Below are 18,256 nucleotides of genomic sequence, written 5' to 3'. Positions count from 1 at the left end.
CCTAGCCGGCCGCGCCTAGCGGGCTCCTCTTTACCGCTTCGATTTGACCGCAGCGGAATGGCTCAGAAACACCTGCAGCGCCGCCAGCGTTTCATAGTGCAGGCGTTCGAAACGGGCGTCCTTGACCGGGTCCTTAATGGCGTGACCCTTGGCATCCAGCGAATAGGGTTCGCCCAGCAATCGGCCGATGTCGACCTGGTAGTAACTGGAGACGCCGTACGGACGCTTGCCGTCGATGTAGGGCATGGGCCAGAAGCGGTCCCCTTCGCGCAAAACCGCGCCCAGCGCCTGATCATCCACTTCGCGCCAGACCGCGGCGCGCAGCAGGACCAGATGCTCCTTGCGCAGAGCGAACATGCCCTGCGCGTCCACGCCGCTTTCCGGAAAGTCGAAGGCTTCGCGCATTTCGGCCGGCACCGCGTAACGGCCGGGTTGCAGCCTGCCAATGGATTGCACATAGCGCGGGACCAGACGGCAGACTTCGGCCAGCCGCCGGATGGCCAGTGCATTGTCGGTCGTCTTCAGGGCGCCCCGTGCCGTGGCGAGCGTATCGGCGCCGCCGAGCAGCGGTTGCTCGAAATCGATGCCGGGCGCACCGGATTCGACCGGCATCCATTGCACGCGCAGCAGGCGGACCAAGGCGGCATGCTGTGGGGTGTAAGACAGGCCGGCCTCTGGCGCCGCATATGCCTGGCGAATGATGGCATCGCGGGCAGGCGATGCCAGGGCGCGCAGCGGCGCGGCGATCAGAGTGCCAAGCATCAGCAGCAGGGGACGACGGTTCATGGGGTCTCCGGGCGCAACGGCCCTATTGCGGCAGGCTTGCCAATTGTGTTTCGGTGAATGCGTAGCCGGGCTGCACCCGTAGCGCGGCCTCGTAGGATCTCCGGGCGTCGGCCAGGCGGCCGAGCCGGCGCTGAAGGTTGCCCAGGTTCGTCAGAATCAGAGCGCTGGCCGGCTTTGCGCGCACCGCTTTTTCGTAAGCGTCCAGCGCTTCGTCGTGGCGGTTCATTGAATCCAGCAGCGACGCCTGCAGGTTGTAGCCAATGCTCCATTCGGGAAACCTTGCGGTCAGCGCCTGCGTGGTCGCCAGCGCGTTGGGCAGGTCGGCGCGTTCGGCCTGCGCGCCCGCCTTGTTGATGTACGCCCACCTGTTGCCGGGATCCAGCGCGATCGACTGCTCAAACAGTGCGAGCGCCGCCGCCATGTTGCCTTGCTGACCTTGCAGTTTTCCCAGGAACAGCCTGATATCGGCGTTGGCGGATTCCTGCCGCGCCATGTCTTCGGCAATGCGCTGCGCCTCCTGGCGATTGCCGGCCCGCAGCGCCGCGGAAACTTGCGCGTTTTGCGCCTGCAGGGCAGGGGGCCACTGCTGGATGCGCGCACGCAGCGCGTCGTTCTCCGTCCGCAGCGCCGTGAGATAGGCGTCGTCCAGCTGCGACGCGTCCTGGGCCTGGGCCGGCGGGCTCGCCAGAACGCTGGCGAAAAGCAACGATGAGAAGAGACGGATGCGAAGCGCTGCAAGCATGAGAAGGGCCGCTGAACGTCATGTCGGGCCCATACGATACCGGAACCTTTACGGGTGAAGGACTGGCAGGGCGGCCGCGCCCGTCATTTCAGACCGGCTCTACAATGCCCGAACGCGCATTGCGTGCGGTCAAGCGCCCCGGCAACGGCCGCGGGTACGCTGATCCAGGCGCCGTCCGGGTGCCAAACATCACAGTGCCATTGCGACACGTACTCATAGGAGGAGCAGACAAGTCATGGACGCGGAATTCTGGCTGGAACGGTGGCGCGAAGGGCGCACGCATTTTCATCAGTCGCGGATCACGCCGCTATTGCAGAAGTACTGGCCAACGCTTGACGTCCCCAAGGGCGGCAAGGTGCTGGTCCCGCTGTGCGGCAAGTCGCTGGACATGGTGTGGCTGGCCGCGCAGGGCCATCAGGTGCTGGGCGCGGAGTTGTCGCAGCTTGCGGTGGAGCAGTTCTTCACTGAAAACGAACTGCGGCCGGTCAAGCACGACTCGGCATACGGCACGCATTACGTGGCCGGCAACATCGAGATCGTCTGCGGAGACATCTTCAAGATGGATGCGCAGGTGCTGTCGCACTGCGTCGGCGTGTATGACCGTGCGGCGCTCGTCGCGCTGCCGGACGCGATGCGGGCAAACTACGTGCGCCACGTTTACGGGCAGTTATCGCCGTCCTATCGCGGCCTGCTCATCACCCTGGACTATCCGCAGGAAGAGATGGCTGGTCCCCCGTTTTCCGTGGTGGACAGCGAGGTGCAGGCAATATTCTCGGGCGTGTCGCCCGCCGTCATCATCGACCGCCGCGACATCCTCGACAAGGAACCCAAGTTCCAGTCCGCGGGCGTGAGCCGCCTGGACACGGTGGTTTACCGTTTGGGCGTGCAGGCCTGACGCGCTGCGTTACCGCCATGAAAAAGCCCGTTCAATCGAACGGGCTCTTTTTTGCGTGAGCGATTCACGGGCTAGGTCATCAGCCAGCCACCGGCCACATCCAGAACCTGTCCGGTCACGAACCTGGCTTGATCGGACGCGAAGAACAGGCACGCGTCCGCCACTTCCTCGGGCGTGCCCAGACGCCGCAGCGCAGTCACGGCCGCCACCGCATCGTTGATCTCCTGCGGCACGCTTTTCAGCAGGGGAGTGCTGATCCGGCCCGGCGCCAATGCATTCACGGTCACCTGATGCTCGCCCAGCTCGGCGGCCCAGTGCCGCGTCAACCCGATCAGCCCCGCTTTGGTGGCCGCGTAATGCGCCGCCACGATATCGCAGTACGCCCGGCCGGCCACCGACGACATATTGATGACGCGTCCCTGCCGCGCCTGCACCATGTGCGGCGTGGCCAGGCGCGTCATGTAGAACACGCTGTTCAGGTTTACCGCGACGACGTTGTTCCACTCCGCGGGCGGCATTTCCCAGACCTTCAGCGCGCGGCCGTTCGTCTTGGGCGAGATGCCGACGTTGTTGACCAGGATGGTCGCGGCGCCCAGCTCGCGCGTGATGCGGTCATAGGCCGCCTGGCACTGATCGAAATGCGCGACATCGGTGGGCACGAAGCACACGTCGCGGCCGCGTTTCTGAAGTTCCTTCTCAAATTCCTGGCCAGCCTGCGCGTTGAAGTCGATGAGACCCACGCGGCCGCCTTCGGCCAGAAACGCTTCGACGATGGCCGACCCGATGCCGCCCACCGCGCCCGTGACGATGATGGTCTGGCCGGTAAAGCGCGCGTTCATGGCCGCACCTTCAGCATGATCTTGCCGATGTGCTTGCTGCTTTCCATCAGCGCGTGGGCGCGCGCGGCCTCGGCCAGCGGAAAGACTTCGTGGATCAGGGGCAGGCACTTTCCCTGCTCCATGAGCGGCAGCACCTTCTGCGCCAGCGATTGCGCGATGGCGCCCTTGTCCTCGTCGGAGCGCGGGCGCAGCGTGGAGCCGGTGAACTGCAGCCGCTTGGTCATGATGGGCAGGGCGTCGATCTCGGCCTTGCTGCCCTCCAGGAATGCAATCTGCACCAGCCGCCCGTTCAGGGCCAGCAGCCGCAGGTTCTTGTTGATGTAGGCGCCGCCCACCATGTCCAGGATCACGTCGACACCGGCCTTGCCCGTTCCTTCGCGCACGGCGGCCTCGAAGTCTGCGTCGCGATACTGCACGGCATGATGCGCGCCGGCCTTCAGGCAGGCGTCCGCCTTCTCTGCATTGCCGACGGTGGTCCAGACTTCCGCGCCGAATGCGCGCGCGAGCTGGATCGCCGTCAAGCCGATACCGCTGGAGCCGCCGTGGACAAGAAGCCGTTCGCCCGCGGCCAGGCGCGCGCGGTCGAACACGTTGGTCCAGACGGTGAAGTAGTTTTCGGGAATGGCAGCGGCGGTCAGCAGATCCAGACCGCGGGGCACCGGCAGGCAATGGCGCTCGTCGGCCAGGCAATAGTGGGCATAGCCGCCGCCCGGCGTCAGCGCGCAGACCTGGTCGCCGGCCTTCAAGCCCTGCACCTCGGGACCGACCGCCACGATGGTGCCCGAGACTTCCAGGCCCAGATAGGGCGAGGCGCCCGGAGGCGGCGGATAGGACCCCGAGCGTTGCAGCACGTCCGGGCGGTTGACGCCCGCGTAGGCCACTTCGATCAGCACCTGGCGGCCCGTGGGCGCTTCCATGTCGCGTTCGGCGATGCGCATGCAATCGGGCGCGCCGCCCTTGCCATGGTCGATGAATGTGCAGCGTAAAGACATGAGACGTTGGTCCTTGGTTTTCAGTGGCCCAGGTAGGCCTTCTTGACGTGAGGGTCGCTGAGCAGTTCCGCGCCCGTGCCCGTGCGCACGATCGCACCGTTTTCCAGCACGTAGCCGCGATCCGCCAGCCGCAACGTGCGAAACACGTTCTGTTCCACCAGCAGCACCGTCACGCCGTGCGAGGTGACGTCGCGGATGATGTCGAACATCTGCTGCACCAGCAGCGGCGACAGCCCCAGCGACGGCTCGTCGAACACCAGCAGCTTCGGATCCGCCATCATGCCGCGCGCAATGGCCACCATCTGCTGCTCGCCGCCCGACAGCGATCCGGCGTACTGGCTCAGCCGCTCCTTCACGCGCGGGAAGATGCGCAGCACCTCGTCGAGCTTGCGCTCGACGATCGGCCGCGCCGCACGCTTGTACGATCCCATGAGCAGGTTGTCCCGCACGGTGAAGTGCGGAAAGAGCTGGCGGCCTTCGGGAATCATGGTGATCCCGGCATCCACGATGTCGTAGGGTTCGCGGTTCGTCAGGTCCTGGCCTTCGAATTCCACCTTGCCCTGCGTCGCGGTGATCACGCCGCACAGCGTTTTGAGCGTGGTCGTCTTGCCCGCGCCGTTGGCGCCGATCAGCGTGACGATCTCGCCCGCGTTCACCTCGAAATTCAGGCCGTTGAGCACCTGGCTCTTGCCATAGCCCGACGTCAGATTCGACACCTTAAGCATCCTGATACTCCTTGCCCAGATAGGCTTCGATGACGGCCGGGTTCTCGACCACGTCCTTCGGGGCGCCGCTGACCAGCACGCCGCCTTCGTTCAGGACGATGATGCGGTCGGACAGCGCCATCGTGGCCTGCATCATGTGTTCGATCAGCAGCACCGATACACCGGAATCGCGGATGCGCCGGATCATCTGGATGGATTTCTCGATGTCCGTGGGATTCAGGCCGGCCATCACTTCGTCCAGCAGCAGGATGCGCGGCTTGATCGCCAGTGCACGCGCCACTTCCAGCCGCTTCATGCCGCCCACGGTCAGGCTCCGCGCCTCGGTATTCAGATACTTCACCAGGTCGGTCTGCTCGGCCACCTTCAGCGCGATCTGCTCGGCTTCATCGCGGTCCGACGTGTGGATGAACGCGCCCAGCATGATGTTTTCCAGCACCGTCAGCCCCGTGAACGGCTTGGCGATCTGGAACGTGCGGCCCAGGCCCTTGTGGGCAAAGGCGTCGGGCGTCTTGCAGGTTACCCAGTTGCCTTGCTCGTCGCGCATCGTGATGTCGCCCTTGTCCGGCGACAGAAAGCCCGACAGCAGGTTGAACACGGTGGTCTTGCCGGCGCCGTTCGGCCCGATCATGCCCAGGATCTCGTGCTGGTTGAGCGTCAGCGATACGTCGTTGGTGGCGCGCAGGCCGCCGAAGCTCTTGAACAGACCCTCGGCCTTCAGGACGGGCTGCTCGCTGCGGGTGGCGTTGCGGATGCGGATCTCGTCGGCCAGCTTGCGCTTGGCCGGCGGCGTGCCCAGATAGGGCAGGCGCGCCAGCATGCGCTCGATGAAGGGCCCGAAAGCACCTGCCAGACCACGCGGGATCGTCAGCACCACCGCGACCAGGATCAGGCCGTAGATCAGCCCGTGCATGCCGTTGCCCACGCTGCTGAGCCAGCCGCGCGCCAGTTCCGCGATCGGCAGCACCAGGAAGGTGCCCGCGATCGGACCCGATACCGTGCCCAGCCCGCCGATCAACGCAAACATGGCAACCTGGATGGACAGTTCCAGCGAAAACGCGGAGCTGGGATCGACGAAGGTCAGGTAGGTGATGTGGAACGTGCCGATGATGCTGGTCAGCACGGCGGAGACCACGGCGGCGATGATCTTCACGCGCACGGTGTGGATGCCCACAGCCAGCGCGGCGTCCTCGCGTTCTCGGATCGCGATCAGGTAGTGCCCGATGCGCGACTTGCGGATGTACCACGATACCCACGTCACCAGCACGAACAAACCGAACGCGATGATGACGTAGTTGATCTTCTCGCGGAACACGATCCACGCCCAGCCGATGTTCAAGGGCAGGCTGATGCCGCTTGAACCGCCGGTCCAGCTTTCCTCGTGGATGACCAGGAGGCGCACCACTTCCAAAATGGCAATGGTTGCCAGCGCAAAGAAGGGCCCGCGCAGGCGCAACGTGGGATAGCTGATCAGGATGGCGACGGCCGCGGAAATGGCCGCGCCGGCGAACATGCCGATCCACGGCGAGATGCCGAAGTTCTGCGTCAGCAGCGTGGCCGTGTAGCCGCCGATGCCATAGAACACCGCGTGGCCGAGGGACAACTGGCCGGCATAGCCGCCCACGATGTTCCACGCGACGGACAGCGCGGAAAACACGAACAGCAGAACGAAAAGGTTGGTCCAGAAGGGCGTGCCCATGACGACGGGCACGAGGAACATCGTGATCAGCAGGATGAGGCTGACGTAGGCTTTGGGGTGTCGAAAGTCGGGAAACACGTCTTGCTCCTTGTTGTTCTGGTCACTCTGTACCGACACCGAACAGACCGTTCGGCTTCAGGACAAGGATCAAGAGGAAGATCCCGAAATAGACGACCTCCTTCAGGTCGGGCGCGATGTAAAAGCCCGCCAGCGTGTCGACGATGCCGATGATCATGGAGCCGGCGACGGCGCCGTACAGGCTGCCCAGGCCGCCCAGCACCACGATCACGAACGCGGTCAGCACGAAGTAGGTGCCCACCGTCGGGAACACCGGGTACTGCGGCGCCAGCAACCCCGCGGCGATGCCGACGAACGCCGTGCCCAGCCCGAAGGCAATGGCGTAGACGTTGTTGACGTTCACGCCCATCAGCGTGGCGGCGTAGCGGTGCTGCGCCACGGCCCGCAACGCGCGGCCCAGATAGGTGCGGTGCATGAACAGGTGCAGCAGCACGGCCAGCGTCAGGCCGATGACAAACGTGACGAGCTGGCCGGTGACCATCGAGAACGGACCGACTTCGATCGCGTTGGTGCCCAGTTCGACCGGCGCGCGATAGACGTTGGCGCCAAAGATCACCAGCGCCAGGTTCAAGAGGATGGTGGACACGCCCACCGTGGCGAAGATCTGGATGTGTTGATCAGCATGAAGCAGCGGCTGGATGATGCCCTTCTGCGTCAGCGCACCCAGCGCGAACAGAATGACGGCGACCGGAATCAGACCCGCGTAGGGGTGGACGCCGAACTGCGCCGCGATCAGATAGACCATGTACATGCCGATCATCAGGAACTCGCCGTGCGCGAAGTTCACGACGCGCACGACGCCGAAGATGAGCGTCAGGCCCAGGCTGATGATTGTGTATGCGCCGCCCAGCAACAGGCCGTTGATGACCAGTTGAATGAATAATTCCATTGTGCAACCTCTAAGTGCGGGAAGCGCCCCGTCCCTGTCCCGCAGCGTCCAGGGGCGGGGCGCTCAGGCCCCGGGTATGACCGGCCGCGCACCGGGGGGCGTAAGGCCCCGGCGCCCGGCCGCTGGCATCGCGCTTTATTTCTTGAAGATGGGCTTGCCGAGTGCGAGGTTTTCCGGGCCGATGGTGACGAGCTTGCCGTCTTGCCACTGCATCACGTAGAAGGTCGAGGCATTGTTCTGCCCGTCTTCGCCGAAGTCAAAGCCCCAGCCGTTGGCCGTCTGGCCGGCAGGTTTCTTGTAGGCCAGCACCGCGGCGCGGATCTTGTCCTTGTCGGTGGACTTGGCGTTGCCGATGGCTTCAAAGAAAGCCTTGGCGCCGACGTAGTTGGTCAGGCTGTGGCCGGATTGCGGATCGCTCTTGTACGTGGACTTGTAGGCTTCGAGGAACTTGTCCAGGCCCGGCGCGCCGGCCGGATTGATGGACGATTGCGGGAAGTCCAGGTCGAACACGCCGTTCATGTCGGCGCCCACGGCCTTGGCGGTGTCGGCCAGCGAATAACCGCCGCCCGCGCCGATCACGACCTTGGGCTTGAAGGCCGCCGCGCGCGCCTGGCTGAAGAACAGGATGGCGTCGTTCTGGTAGGCCGTCTGCAACACCACGTCGGCCTTCGCGCCCTTCAGGCGCAAGATCAGCGAAGACAGGTCGACTGTCTTGGCCGAATAAGGCAGAACCTCCACCACGTTGTAGCCAAGCTCCTGCGCGCGCTTCTTTTCGGTGGCCGCCACGTCGGTGCCGTACGGGCCGTCTTCGTGGATGATGCCGATCTTGATGTCCTTCGGGTTCAGGCCCATGCCCGGCGCGATGGTGTCATGCAACGCGTTCACCACCGACACGCCGTACAGCGCGGTGTTGGGGTTGCTGCGGAACAGGTACTTGTAGTTGCGCGTGGTGATCTTGTGCGCGGTGGCGCCCAACTCGAAGTAGGGCACGCCCGCCAACTCCGTCACGGGCGAGGCCGCATACGAAATGCCGGATGCGTAGCTGCCGAACACGCCGACCACGTTGGCCGAGATCAGGCGCTTGGTCTCGGACACCGCCTGGGTCGGGTCGACGGCGTCGGCCTTGATGATTTCAATCTTCTCGCCGTTGATCCCACCTGCGGCGTTGATCTCGTTAACGGCCAATTCCAGACCGCGATAGCTTTCCTGTCCAAGCAGCGCAAGCGCGCCGCTGAACGGGAAGAGGGCGCCCACCTTCATGTCGGCTGCTGCGGTGCCGCTTGCCAGCGCGCCGCACACACCCAGCGCCAAAACAATTTTGTTGAACTTGAACACTGTCTACGCTCCTTTGTCGGTATGGAATGCGGACTGGATACTGAGTTCCGTCCGTCTTTTGCTATATATGATATATGTGCCGGCGGGGCGTGAAACCCTCGCCTTGGATTCTAGTGGCGGTCGCTGCATGCCGAATCAGGGAATTCCCTGAAACCGCATGAATAAAGCCTCAGCGGCCGATGTTAGGGGAAAACACGCACATAATTCCGCCAGGCGAACGACGCTTTTTGGACGACGCCGCAGCCGCATGACGGATCACAGGATAGCTGGTTTTATCATATATCGTATATGATGATTCGCACGTATAAGAAGGATCCTAGGAGACAAACGCATGTTCGAGGAAGTGGATTTCACCGGCAAGAAAGTGCTCATCACCGCCGGCGCCGACGGGCTCGGCCTGGAAATGGCCAAGGTCTTTCATCACGCGGGCGCCACCGTGTTCGTGTGCGACGTCAACGAGGGACGGCTGGCGGCCGTGCCCACGGAACTGCCTGGCGTACAGGTGGCGCGGGCCGACGTTTCCGACGAAGCGAGTGTGGAGCAGCTCTTTGCCGCCGTCCGCCAAACGCTCGGCGGCCTGGATATCCTGATCAACAACGCGGGCGTTGCCGGGCCCACGGGTTTCGTCGAAACGCTTTCCAAGGCGGATTGGGACCGCACGCTTGCCGTCAACATCACGGGCCAATTCCTGTGTGCACGCCAAGCGATTCCGCTGCTCAAGGAATCGAAGGCCGGCGTGATGATCAATCTGTCTTCGGCGGCAGGGCATCTCGGCTTTGCCGGCCGGTCGGTCTATTCCGCATCCAAGTGGGCGGTGATCGGGTTCACCAAGTCGCTCGCGATCGAACTGGGCGGCCATGGCATTCGCGTCAACGCCATTCTTCCCGGCGCGGTCGAAGGTCCCCGGATCCGCGCCGTCATCGCCGCCAAGGCCGATACGCTGGGCCGGCCGGTCGAAGAGATCGCCGCGCAGTATGAAAACCAGGCGGTCCTTGGCCGCATGGTCACCGCGCGCGACATCGCCAACATGGTGCTGTTCAACGCCAGCGAGGCGGCGCGCAGCGTCACCGGCCAGGCCATCGTCGTGGATGGCTTCACGCAGAAGCTCTACTGATGAGCGCGGACATCACGCTGCGGCGCGCCGCCATCATTGGAACGGGACTGATCGGGCAGGGCTGGGCCATCGTCTTCGCGCGCATGGGCTGGGAGGTGCGGCTTCATGACGTGAACGCCGCCATGCTTGCCGAGGCGCGCGCGCTCATCCTGCAACAGCTTCGCGTGCTGGAAACGCAGGGCCTGCTCGACGACGCGGACGCCATCGTCGACCGCGTGCAGGTAGCCGCCAGTCTGCAAGAGGCTCTGCAGGGCGCCAGCTACGTCCAGGAAAACTCCCCGGAAAGCGTCGAGATCAAGCGCGCGCTGTTTTCCGAACTGGATGCGCTGGCCGAACCGCACGCCATCATCGGCAGCTCCACGTCCAGCATCCCCGCCAGCCAGTTCACCGAGCATCTTGTGGGCAGGCATCGATGCCTCGTGGCGCATCCGGTCAATCCGCCGTACCTGATCCCGGTGGTCGAGCTGTGCCCGGCGCCCTGGACCAGCCCGCAAGCGCTGTCCGGTGCGCGCGACGTGATGGCGGGCATCGGCCAGAAGCCTGTACTGGTGCGGCGCGAAATCGAAGGCTTCATCCTGAACCGCTTGCAAGGCGCGCTGCTGCAAGAAGCCTTCAGGCTGGCAAGCCAGGGTATCGCCAGCGCCGAAGACATCGACACCACGGTCAAGGACGGCCTGGGCCTGCGCTGGTCTTTCATGGGTCCTTTTGAAACCATCGACCTGAACGCGCCGGGCGGCCTTGCGGATTACTGCCAACGCTACGGCGGGCTCTATCAGTCCATTGGCGCAAGCCAAGGCGACTGCGTGGCCTGGGAAGGCGCGCTGGTCGATGCGCTGTCCGACGAGCGACGGGCCTTGCTGCCCGAGGAAGAACTTGCCGCGCGCCGCTTCTGGCGCGACGAAAAGCTGATGCGCCTCATGCGTCACAAACAACACGGAGACAACAATGGCTAAGCCCAAACAGAAAGTCGTCATCACCTGCGCCGTGACGGGCGCCATCCATACGCCCAGCATGTCGCCGCACCTGCCGGTCACCGCCGACGAGATCGCCGAGGCGGCTATCGGCGCGGCAAAGGCCGGCGCCGCCGTCCTGCATCTGCACGCGCGCGATCCGCAGACGGGCAAGCCGTCGCAGGATCCGGCGCTGTTCAAGCCTTTCCTCGAGCGCATCAAGCGCGAGACCGACGCCATCATCAACATCACCACCGGCGGCAGTCCGCATATGACGGTAGAAGAGCGCATGCGGCCGGCCACGACGTTCCAGCCGGAGCTGGCGTCGCTGAACATGGGCTCCATGAACTTTGGCCTCTTTCCGATGCTGGACCGGTTCTCGGAGTTCAAGCACGACTGGGAGCGCGAGCATCTGGAAAACAGCCGCTCGCTCATCTTTCGCAACACGTATCAGGACATCGAATCCATCCTGACGCTGGGCAACGCCAACGGCACGCGTTTCGAATTCGAGTGCTACGACATCAGCCATCTCTACAACCTGGCTCATTTCGTGGACCGCGGCCTGGTCAAGTCGCCGCCCTTCATCCAATCGGTGTTCGGCATCCTGGGCGGCATCGGCCCGCACCCGGAAGACCTGATGCACATGAAACGCACGGCGGACCGCCTCTTTGGCAAAGACTATGAATGGTCGATCCTGGGCGCCGGCCGCAACCAGATGCCGCTGGCAACCATCGGCGCGGCCATGGGGTCGAACGTGCGGGTGGGGCTCGAGGACTCGTTGTGGATCGGACCGGGGCAACTGGCCGAATCCAATCGCGTACAGGTGGAACGCATTCGCGGCATCCTCGAAGCGCTGAATCTCGAGGTCGCCACGCCGGACGAAGCGCGCGCCAAGCTGGGATTGAAGGGCAAGGACAACGTCGCGTTCTGATGCCGCGGGCGGGCAGGGCGGTTGGCGGGCGTCAAACCCGCCGGCGCCTGCCGGCTGCAGCGGGTGTCAGGCGTGACGGCGCAGCGCCGCGGCCAGCGTGGTCACATCCAGCGTGCGGTCAAAGTTGGCGGCATGGCGCGCCTTCAGGCTGAGGTCCGCCGCCAGCGACAGTTCCGCATCGGACGGCTCGCTGGGCGCGCCCAATTCGCGCAGCGTGACAGGCAGACCGACCTGGGCGTACCACTGCTTCAGATCGGCCAGCATGCCGTCGTTGCGGTTCTCCAGATCAAGCTGCACCAGCAAGCCCACCGCCACCTGCAGGCCGTGCAGCGCGGTGGCGACGCCGTTGATCTTTGGCAGCCCGCGCGTCAAGGCGTGGGCAATGGACAGGCCCCCGCTTTCAAATCCTAGACCGCTCATGAGGATCATCGCTTCCACCACGCGCTCGAAGGCGGGCGTGGGCTGGCCGGTGCCGGCAACAGCCACCGCGTCCGCGCCGTCCGCCAGCAGCGTGCGCAGGCAGCCGTCGGCGATGAGCTGTGCCGTGAGCAGCGGCGCCGCATCGTACATGTTCTTGCCGCCGTTGCGCTGGCACTGTTCGGCTTCAAATTTCTTGGAGATTGCGTCGCCCAGTCCGGCCCGGAAAAAATGCACCGGCGCGGTTGCAATGATGGCGGTGTCGACCAGCACGATGGTGGGGTTGAACAGCATGTGCTCGACGGCCAGGAGGTTGTGATGCGCGTCGTAAAGCACGTAATTCTTGCTGGTGGGCGCATCATTGGATGCCACCGTGGGCACGGTGATCAGGTGGCAGTGCGACGACTTGGCCACGGCCTTGCCCGCATCCAGCGACTTGCCGCCGCCCACCGCAATGACCATGTCGATGTTCGCGGGCGCAGCCTGCGCGCGCAATCCGTCGATAACTTCCGGCGTCAGGTCGCCTTCGACGATCAGCGGCGCAAGCGCCACGCCATGCTGAGCGCACAGCGCCTCGATTCTCGGACCCAACACGCCATGGACATAGTTGTCGATGACCAGCGCGGCGCGCTTTCCGAACAGCGCCGCGTATTGCCCCAGCGCGTCCAGGGCGCCCGACCCCTGGATGTAGCGGCTGGGCGCTCCGAAAATCTTCAGCATGGCGTCTCCCTATTTGCGAGCCCCGGGGGGGCGGTAGTCGAGTTCTTTTTCCCGTTCGACCAACCAGTCGATCATGATCTTTCCGCCCCAGACCAGATCGGCCTGGATGGCGCTGCGCGCCGCTTCCGAATCACGCGCTTCCAGGGCTTCGATGACGGCCTCGTGGCGGTGCTCGTTTTCGGAATAGTCCAGGCCTGCCGTCTTGACGTGGAACACCTTGAGGATGGGGCCGGTGATGACCCAGAACGATTCCACGGTGTTGCGCAGGATGGGCTTGTTGCTGGCTTCCAGGATGGCGAAGTGGAACTTGCGGTTCAGGTAGCTGGCGCGCTTGGGATCGGTGGACGTGCACGAGATGAAATCCCGCTGCAGCGCGATCAGGTTGTCGAGTTGTTTGCGCGTGATGTTTTGTGCGGCCTCGGCCGCGCCCATGCCTTCAAGGTGGAAGCGGATCTGCTGGATCTCCCGCAGCTTTTCCGAGTTGACGTACGGCACGTACACCGCGGTCGCCGCCTGCATTTCCAGTCCTTGCTCGCTGATGAGCCGGAAGATGGCCTCGCGCACCGGCGTGATGGACACGCCCATTTCCTGCGCCAGCTCACCAATGATAAGGCGCTCGCCAGGTTCGTACTGCCCGTTGATCAGGGCGTTACGGATTTCGTTGTAGACCCTGACGGAAAGGTTCTCTTTTTTGACCGGTTTGAGGCTGGGCATGGCGTTTCTGGCTTGCTGTATGGAGGGTGCGGATGAATCCAGGAGCGATTCTAGCCCGGTGTAGCCAATTCGAGCGCAATGGGTATATTATATATCATATATCCATACAACAGGAGGAGGCGCGATGCGCAAGGATCAGGAGGCCCCTACCGCGGGGGAAATCGCGATGCTGCGGGAGAAGGCCCGCCATATCAGGCTGGAGACAATCCGCCTCATCGAAATCGCCAAGGTCGGACACTACAGTTCCGTGTTCTCGTGCGCCGAAATCTTCGCGGCGCTTTACTACGACGTGATGCGCCTTCGCCCTGGCGAGCCGCAGTGGCCGGATCGCGACCGCTTCCTCATGGGCAAGGGCCACGCTGCCGTCGGCCTGTTTCCCGTGCTGGCCGATCTGGGCTTTATTGATCATGCGCTGCTGGACGGCTACACGCGGTTAGGCAGCCCCTTGGGCGATCACCCTGACATGAGCAAGGTGCCGGGCGTCGACTTCAGCTCCGGTTCCATTGGTCACGCGCTGTCCAATGGCGTGGGCATGGCGGTCGGCGGCCGCATGAACAAGCGTGACTTCAACGTGTTCGTCATGCTGGGCGACGGCGAAATGCAGGAAGGGCAGGTATGGGAAGCCGCGCTGTTCGCCGCGCACAACCGTTTGTCCCGCCTCATCGCCATTGTCGACCGCAACGGCTATCAGCTCGACGGCAAGGTCGACGACGTCATGGGAGTGGAGTCGCTGAAGGATAAGTGGCAAGCGTTCGGCTGGGAGGTCCACGAAGTCGATGGCCACAACCTTGCCGAGCTCACCGCACTGCTGCGCCGCCTGCGCGCCGACGACGCGCGCGCCAAGCCCGCATGCGTGATCGCCCGGACCATCAAGGGCAAGGGGGTGTCCTATATGGAAACCGAACCCGGCTGGCACCTGGGCTACCTGGCCCCGCAAGATGCGCAAAGCGCTGTCGAAGAAATCCTCTCCCGCGAGATCTGAATGGCACAGGCACAAGTACTCTCTCCCGATTCCTGGCAGTACCGCGCCCTCAATGCGGTGAACCCCGGGCTGTCCTACCTTTCCGACGGATTGATCGAGCTGGTAAAGGCCGGCCATCCGGTCGTCGCCGGATCGGCCGACCTGCAATACTCGAACGGGTTGAACCGTTTCGCCGAGGCCTATCCCGACCGCTATGTGCAGTTCGGCATCTCTGAGCAGAACATGGTGTCGGCGGCGGCCGGGCTTGCCACGACGGGCATGATGCCGTTTGTCGCCACGTTCGCGTCGTTCCTCGGGTTGCTGTGCTGCGAACAGATCCGGATGGACGTCGCCTACACGCGCCTGCCGGTCCGGCTGATCGGCCATCACACCGGCATCAGTCTGGGTTTCTACGGCACCTCGCACCACGCCACCGAAGACATCTCCACCATGCGCGCGCTGGCGGGCCTGACGGTGGTGTCCCCCGCGGACGGCCCGCAACTGGCGGCGGCCATCAAGGCGTCCGCCAACTGGCCCGAGCCCATCTACTTTCGCATCGGCCGTGGGCGGGATCCGCAGGTCTACCAAGACGACACACCGTTCGAGTTCGGCCGCGCCATCGTGCACGAAGTGGGCAGCGACCTGACGCTGATCGCCTGCGGCATCACGCTGCACGGCGCGCTGGCTGCTGCTCGCCAGTTGCGTGAAGAGGGCCTGTCGGTGGGCGTGATCGATATGCCTACGATCAAGCCGCTGGACCGCGACGCCATCCTGACGGCCGCCGGGCAGTCGCGTCTGCTGATGACGGTCGAAGAGCACAATGTGCTGGGCGGTCTGGGTTCGGCGGTTGCCGAGGTGTTGGCCGACGCGGGCACCGGCACGCGGTTGCGCCGTCATGGCATCTATGACGAATACAGCCTCATCGCGCCGCCCACCACGCTGTACGCCCATTACAAGCTCGACGCCGAAGGCATTGCCGGCGTCGCGCGCGAATTCATCCAGCATTGATCCGGAGACACCCATGAAGGAAATCAGCGGCAACACGCGCCTGTTCGGCATCCTGGCCGACCCCATCCATCACGTGAAGACGCCGCAGCGCATGAACGAACACTTCGCCAAGATCGGGTTTGACGGCGTCTGCGTGCCGTTTCACGCGCGGCCAGACAACCTGGCTGCGGTGGTCGAAGGCCTGCGCCGCCTGGAAAACCTGGGCGGCGTGATCGTCACGGTGCCGCACAAGACCGCCATCCTGGAGCTGGCCGACGACGCCACGCCCGTCGCACGCAAGATCGGCGCAGCCAATGTGCTGCGGCGCGAGGCCGACGGGCGTCTCGTGGCGCACATGTTGGACGGCGAGGGATTCGTGCGCGGCCTGCGCAGCTGCGGCGTCGCACCCGAAGGCAAGAGCGTATATCTGGCGGGCGCGGGCGGCGCGGCCAATGCGATCGGATTTGCGCTGGTGCAGGCCGGCGTTTCACGCCTGACCATCGCCAACCGCACGCCCGCCAAGGCCGAGGACCTCAAGGCCCGCATCCTGTCGCTGCATCCGGACGCGCAGATCGCGGTGGGCAATGCAGACCCGTCCGGCCATGACCTGGTCGTCAATGGCACGTCGCTGGGCATGAAGGAAGGCGATCCGCTGCCGCTGGACGCCAGCCGCCTGACGCCTGACCAACTGGTCTGCGAGGTCATCATGCAGCCCAAGGACACGGCGCTGCTCGTGGCGGCGCAGGCGCGCGGCTGCAAGATTCATTACGGCGCGCCGATGCTGGCCTGCCAGATCGAACTGATGGTGGAAACGCTGGGCGTGACGTCCGCCCGTTAGGCGGCGCTGCACACATTCGGTAGATAACGATGGGCGACTACGACTTCATCATCGCGGGCGGCGGAACCGCCGGCTGCATCCTGGCCAACCGCCTCAGCGCGGACGGCAAGTATCGCGTACTGCTGCTGGAGGCCGGCCACGAGGCACGCAGCATGTGGATTCCCATTCCGGCGGGCTTTTCCAAGCTGCTGGTCGATCCGCAATACAACTGGCGCTTTGCCACCGAACCCGAGGACAACGTCCACGGACGGGTCATCGCGGTGCCGCGCGGCAAGGGGCTGGGCGGATCCACGCTGATCAACGGCATGATCTACGTGCGCGGCCAGCCTCAGGATTACGACGGCTGGGTGGCGGCGGGCGCGGCCGGGTGGGGAAGGGACGTGGCCGAGCGCATCTATCGCAAGATCGAGAACTACGCGCCGGGCGGCGAGACCCGCGGCAAGGACGGCCCGATGCACCTCGAAGAAGTCGCCGAGCGCTTTCCCGTGTCGGAGGCCTTCCTGCAGGCCGCGCGCGAAGACGGCCAGCCGTTCAACCCGGATTACAACAGCGGCGACCAGGAAGGCGTGGGCTACTACCAGGTGCTCCAGCACCGCGGCCGGCGCTGGAGCGTCGTGGACGGCTACCTGAAACCGGCGGCCGGACGGCGCAACCTTAGCGTGGAATGCGGCGCGCATGTCACGCGGCTGGTCTTCGAAGGCAAGCGCTGCGCGGGTGTGGTCTACCGCAAGAACGGGCAGGAACACACGGTGCGCGCGCGCCGCGAAACGCTGGTCTGCATGGGCGCGGTGCAATCGCCGCAATTGCTGGAGTTGTCCGGCGTGGGCAATCCGGCCTTGCTGGCCTCGCACGGCATCGGCGTGGTGCACGCGCAGCCGGCGGTGGGCGAGAACTACATCGACCACTTCGCCACGCGCATGAACTGGCGCGTCAAGAACACCGTGACCTTGAATGAAATGTCGCGCGGCTGGCGGCTGGCGCAGCAGGTGGCGCGCTACTACGTGAGCCGCAAAGGCATCCTGACGCTGGGTACCGGGCTGGTGCACGGCTTCGTGAAGAGCGCGCCGGGGTTGCCCACGCCCGATGTGCAGTTTTTCTTCGTGCACGCCAGCTACGCCAACGCCGCCGAACGCATCCTGGACCGGCATCCCGGCATGACGATCGGGGTGGCGCAATTGCGCCCCGAGTCCGTCGGGTCCATCCATATCAAGTCGGCCGATCCGCTGGCCGGGCCCGCCATCCGCCCCAACTTCCTGTCCGCGCAGGTCGACCGCGACAGCCTGGTGGGCGGGATGCAGGCGGCCCGGCGCATCGTGGGCCAGCCCGCGTTGCAACGCTACGTGCAGGCCGAGGTCAGCCCCGGCGCGCAGGTGGACAGCGATGAAGAATGGCTGGACTTCGCGCGGCGCAACGGACAGACCATCTACCATCCCATCGGCACCTGCCGCATGGGCACGGACGCCGCGGCCGTCACGGACGAGCGGCTGCGCGTCAATGGGCTGGCGGGCCTGCGTGTGGTGGATGCGTCGGTCATGCCGAAGATGGTTTCCGGCAACACGCAGGCCGCGGTCATGATGGTGGCGGAGCGTGGCGCGGAAATGATCCTGGAGGACGCGGCGCAGGTCTAGGAGGTATTCCGGTTCAGAA

Annotated in this window: 18 protein-coding genes; 8 read left to right on the top strand and 10 right to left on the bottom strand. The window is 64.7% G+C overall.

Going from position 1 to position 18,256, the window contains the following annotated elements; all coding sequences use genetic code 11:
• Window positions 1-30: 30 nt before the first annotated feature.
• Window positions 31-786, bottom strand: a complete 756-nt coding sequence (locus tag CLM73_RS21110; protein WP_105240100.1) for a hypothetical protein — start codon at window positions 784-786, stop codon at window positions 31-33.
• 22 nt (window positions 787-808) lie between these two features.
• Window positions 809-1,528 carry a tetratricopeptide repeat protein gene (locus CLM73_RS21105; protein WP_105240099.1) on the bottom strand — a complete coding sequence of 240 codons (720 nt, stop codon included), beginning with the start codon at window positions 1,526-1,528 and terminating at the stop codon, window positions 809-811.
• Between the two features lie 235 nt (window positions 1,529-1,763).
• On the opposite strand from CLM73_RS21105, the gene CLM73_RS21100 reads away from it, so the two are divergent.
• On the top strand, window positions 1,764-2,423 hold the full coding sequence (locus tag CLM73_RS21100) for a thiopurine S-methyltransferase (RefSeq protein WP_105240098.1): 660 nt from the start codon (window positions 1,764-1,766) through the stop codon (window positions 2,421-2,423).
• A gap of 71 nt (window positions 2,424-2,494) precedes the next feature.
• On the opposite strand, the gene CLM73_RS21095 is transcribed toward CLM73_RS21100, so the two are convergent.
• From CLM73_RS21095 to CLM73_RS21070, 6 genes are all read right to left on the bottom strand, one after another.
• Entirely contained in the window at window positions 2,495-3,262 is a 768-nt protein-coding gene (locus tag CLM73_RS21095; protein ID WP_105240097.1) for an SDR family oxidoreductase, read from the bottom strand.
• The gene (locus tag CLM73_RS21090) at window positions 3,259-4,254 is read right to left on the bottom strand and encodes an NAD(P)H-quinone oxidoreductase (RefSeq protein ID WP_105240096.1); all 996 of its coding nucleotides are present in this window, start codon (window positions 4,252-4,254) and stop codon (window positions 3,259-3,261) included. Before CLM73_RS21090 ends, CLM73_RS21095 begins: the two co-directional genes overlap by 4 nt.
• A gap of 20 nt (window positions 4,255-4,274) precedes the next feature.
• Window positions 4,275-4,979: an ABC transporter ATP-binding protein gene (locus CLM73_RS21085; protein WP_105240095.1), complete on the bottom strand. Its 705-nt coding sequence runs from the start codon at window positions 4,977-4,979 to the stop codon at window positions 4,275-4,277.
• Window positions 4,972-6,753, bottom strand: coding sequence for an ABC transporter permease subunit (locus CLM73_RS21080; RefSeq protein ID WP_105240094.1), 1,782 nt, complete (start codon window positions 6,751-6,753; stop codon window positions 4,972-4,974). Before CLM73_RS21080 ends, CLM73_RS21085 begins: the two co-directional genes overlap by 8 nt.
• A 22-nt stretch (window positions 6,754-6,775) precedes the next feature.
• A complete protein-coding gene (locus CLM73_RS21075; RefSeq protein ID WP_105240093.1) occupies window positions 6,776-7,642 on the bottom strand; it encodes a branched-chain amino acid ABC transporter permease in 867 nt (288 codons plus the stop codon).
• 135 nt (window positions 7,643-7,777) lie between these two features.
• Window positions 7,778-8,977, bottom strand: a complete 1,200-nt coding sequence (locus CLM73_RS21070) for an ABC transporter substrate-binding protein (RefSeq protein ID WP_056570658.1) — start codon at window positions 8,975-8,977, stop codon at window positions 7,778-7,780.
• Window positions 8,978-9,308: 331 nt separating this feature from the next.
• On the opposite strand from CLM73_RS21070, the gene CLM73_RS21065 reads away from it, so the two are divergent.
• From CLM73_RS21065 to CLM73_RS21055, 3 genes are read left to right on the top strand one after another with little or no spacing between them, the layout of a single operon-like run.
• Window positions 9,309-10,091 carry an SDR family oxidoreductase gene (locus CLM73_RS21065; protein ID WP_105240092.1) on the top strand — a complete coding sequence of 261 codons (783 nt, stop codon included), beginning with the start codon at window positions 9,309-9,311 and terminating at the stop codon, window positions 10,089-10,091.
• Window positions 10,091-11,044 carry a 3-hydroxyacyl-CoA dehydrogenase gene (locus CLM73_RS21060; protein WP_105240091.1) on the top strand — a complete coding sequence of 318 codons (954 nt, stop codon included), beginning with the start codon at window positions 10,091-10,093 and terminating at the stop codon, window positions 11,042-11,044. Before CLM73_RS21065 ends, CLM73_RS21060 begins: the two co-directional genes overlap by 1 nt.
• Complete coding sequence (locus tag CLM73_RS21055) at window positions 11,037-11,972, top strand: 3-keto-5-aminohexanoate cleavage protein (RefSeq protein WP_105240090.1); 936 nt, start codon at window positions 11,037-11,039, stop codon at window positions 11,970-11,972. Before CLM73_RS21060 ends, CLM73_RS21055 begins: the two co-directional genes overlap by 8 nt.
• 66 nt (window positions 11,973-12,038) lie before the next feature.
• Here CLM73_RS21055 and CLM73_RS21050 read toward each other — a convergent pair whose 3' ends face one another.
• Complete coding sequence (locus CLM73_RS21050; protein ID WP_105240089.1) at window positions 12,039-13,109, bottom strand: glycerol dehydrogenase; 1,071 nt, start codon at window positions 13,107-13,109, stop codon at window positions 12,039-12,041.
• 9 nt (window positions 13,110-13,118) lie between these two features.
• Window positions 13,119-13,823: a GntR family transcriptional regulator gene (locus CLM73_RS21045; protein ID WP_105240088.1), complete on the bottom strand. Its 705-nt coding sequence runs from the start codon at window positions 13,821-13,823 to the stop codon at window positions 13,119-13,121.
• 124 nt (window positions 13,824-13,947) lie between these two features.
• Between CLM73_RS21045 and CLM73_RS21040 the strand changes: the two genes are divergently transcribed.
• Genes CLM73_RS21040 through CLM73_RS21025 form a run of 4 tightly spaced genes read left to right on the top strand, consistent with a single transcriptional unit; the run spans window position 13,948 to window position 18,237 of the window.
• Entirely contained in the window at window positions 13,948-14,805 is an 858-nt protein-coding gene (locus CLM73_RS21040; protein ID WP_105240087.1) for a transketolase, read from the top strand.
• On the top strand, window positions 14,806-15,792 hold the full coding sequence (locus CLM73_RS21035) for a transketolase family protein (RefSeq protein ID WP_105240086.1): 987 nt from the start codon (window positions 14,806-14,808) through the stop codon (window positions 15,790-15,792).
• Window positions 15,793-15,805: 13 nt separating this feature from the next.
• Window positions 15,806-16,609, top strand: coding sequence for a shikimate dehydrogenase family protein (locus CLM73_RS21030; protein WP_105240085.1), 804 nt, complete (start codon window positions 15,806-15,808; stop codon window positions 16,607-16,609).
• A gap of 29 nt (window positions 16,610-16,638) precedes the next feature.
• Complete coding sequence (locus tag CLM73_RS21025) at window positions 16,639-18,237, top strand: GMC family oxidoreductase (RefSeq protein ID WP_105240084.1); 1,599 nt, start codon at window positions 16,639-16,641, stop codon at window positions 18,235-18,237.
• Window positions 18,238-18,256: the final 19 nt, after the last annotated feature.

The organism is Achromobacter spanius, assembly GCF_002966795.1.
Taxonomy (GTDB): Bacteria; Pseudomonadota; Gammaproteobacteria; order Burkholderiales; family Burkholderiaceae_B; genus Achromobacter; species Achromobacter spanius_D.
The sequence above is the reverse complement of the archived record's forward strand: the minus strand, read 5'-3'. Positions and strand labels throughout refer to the sequence as shown.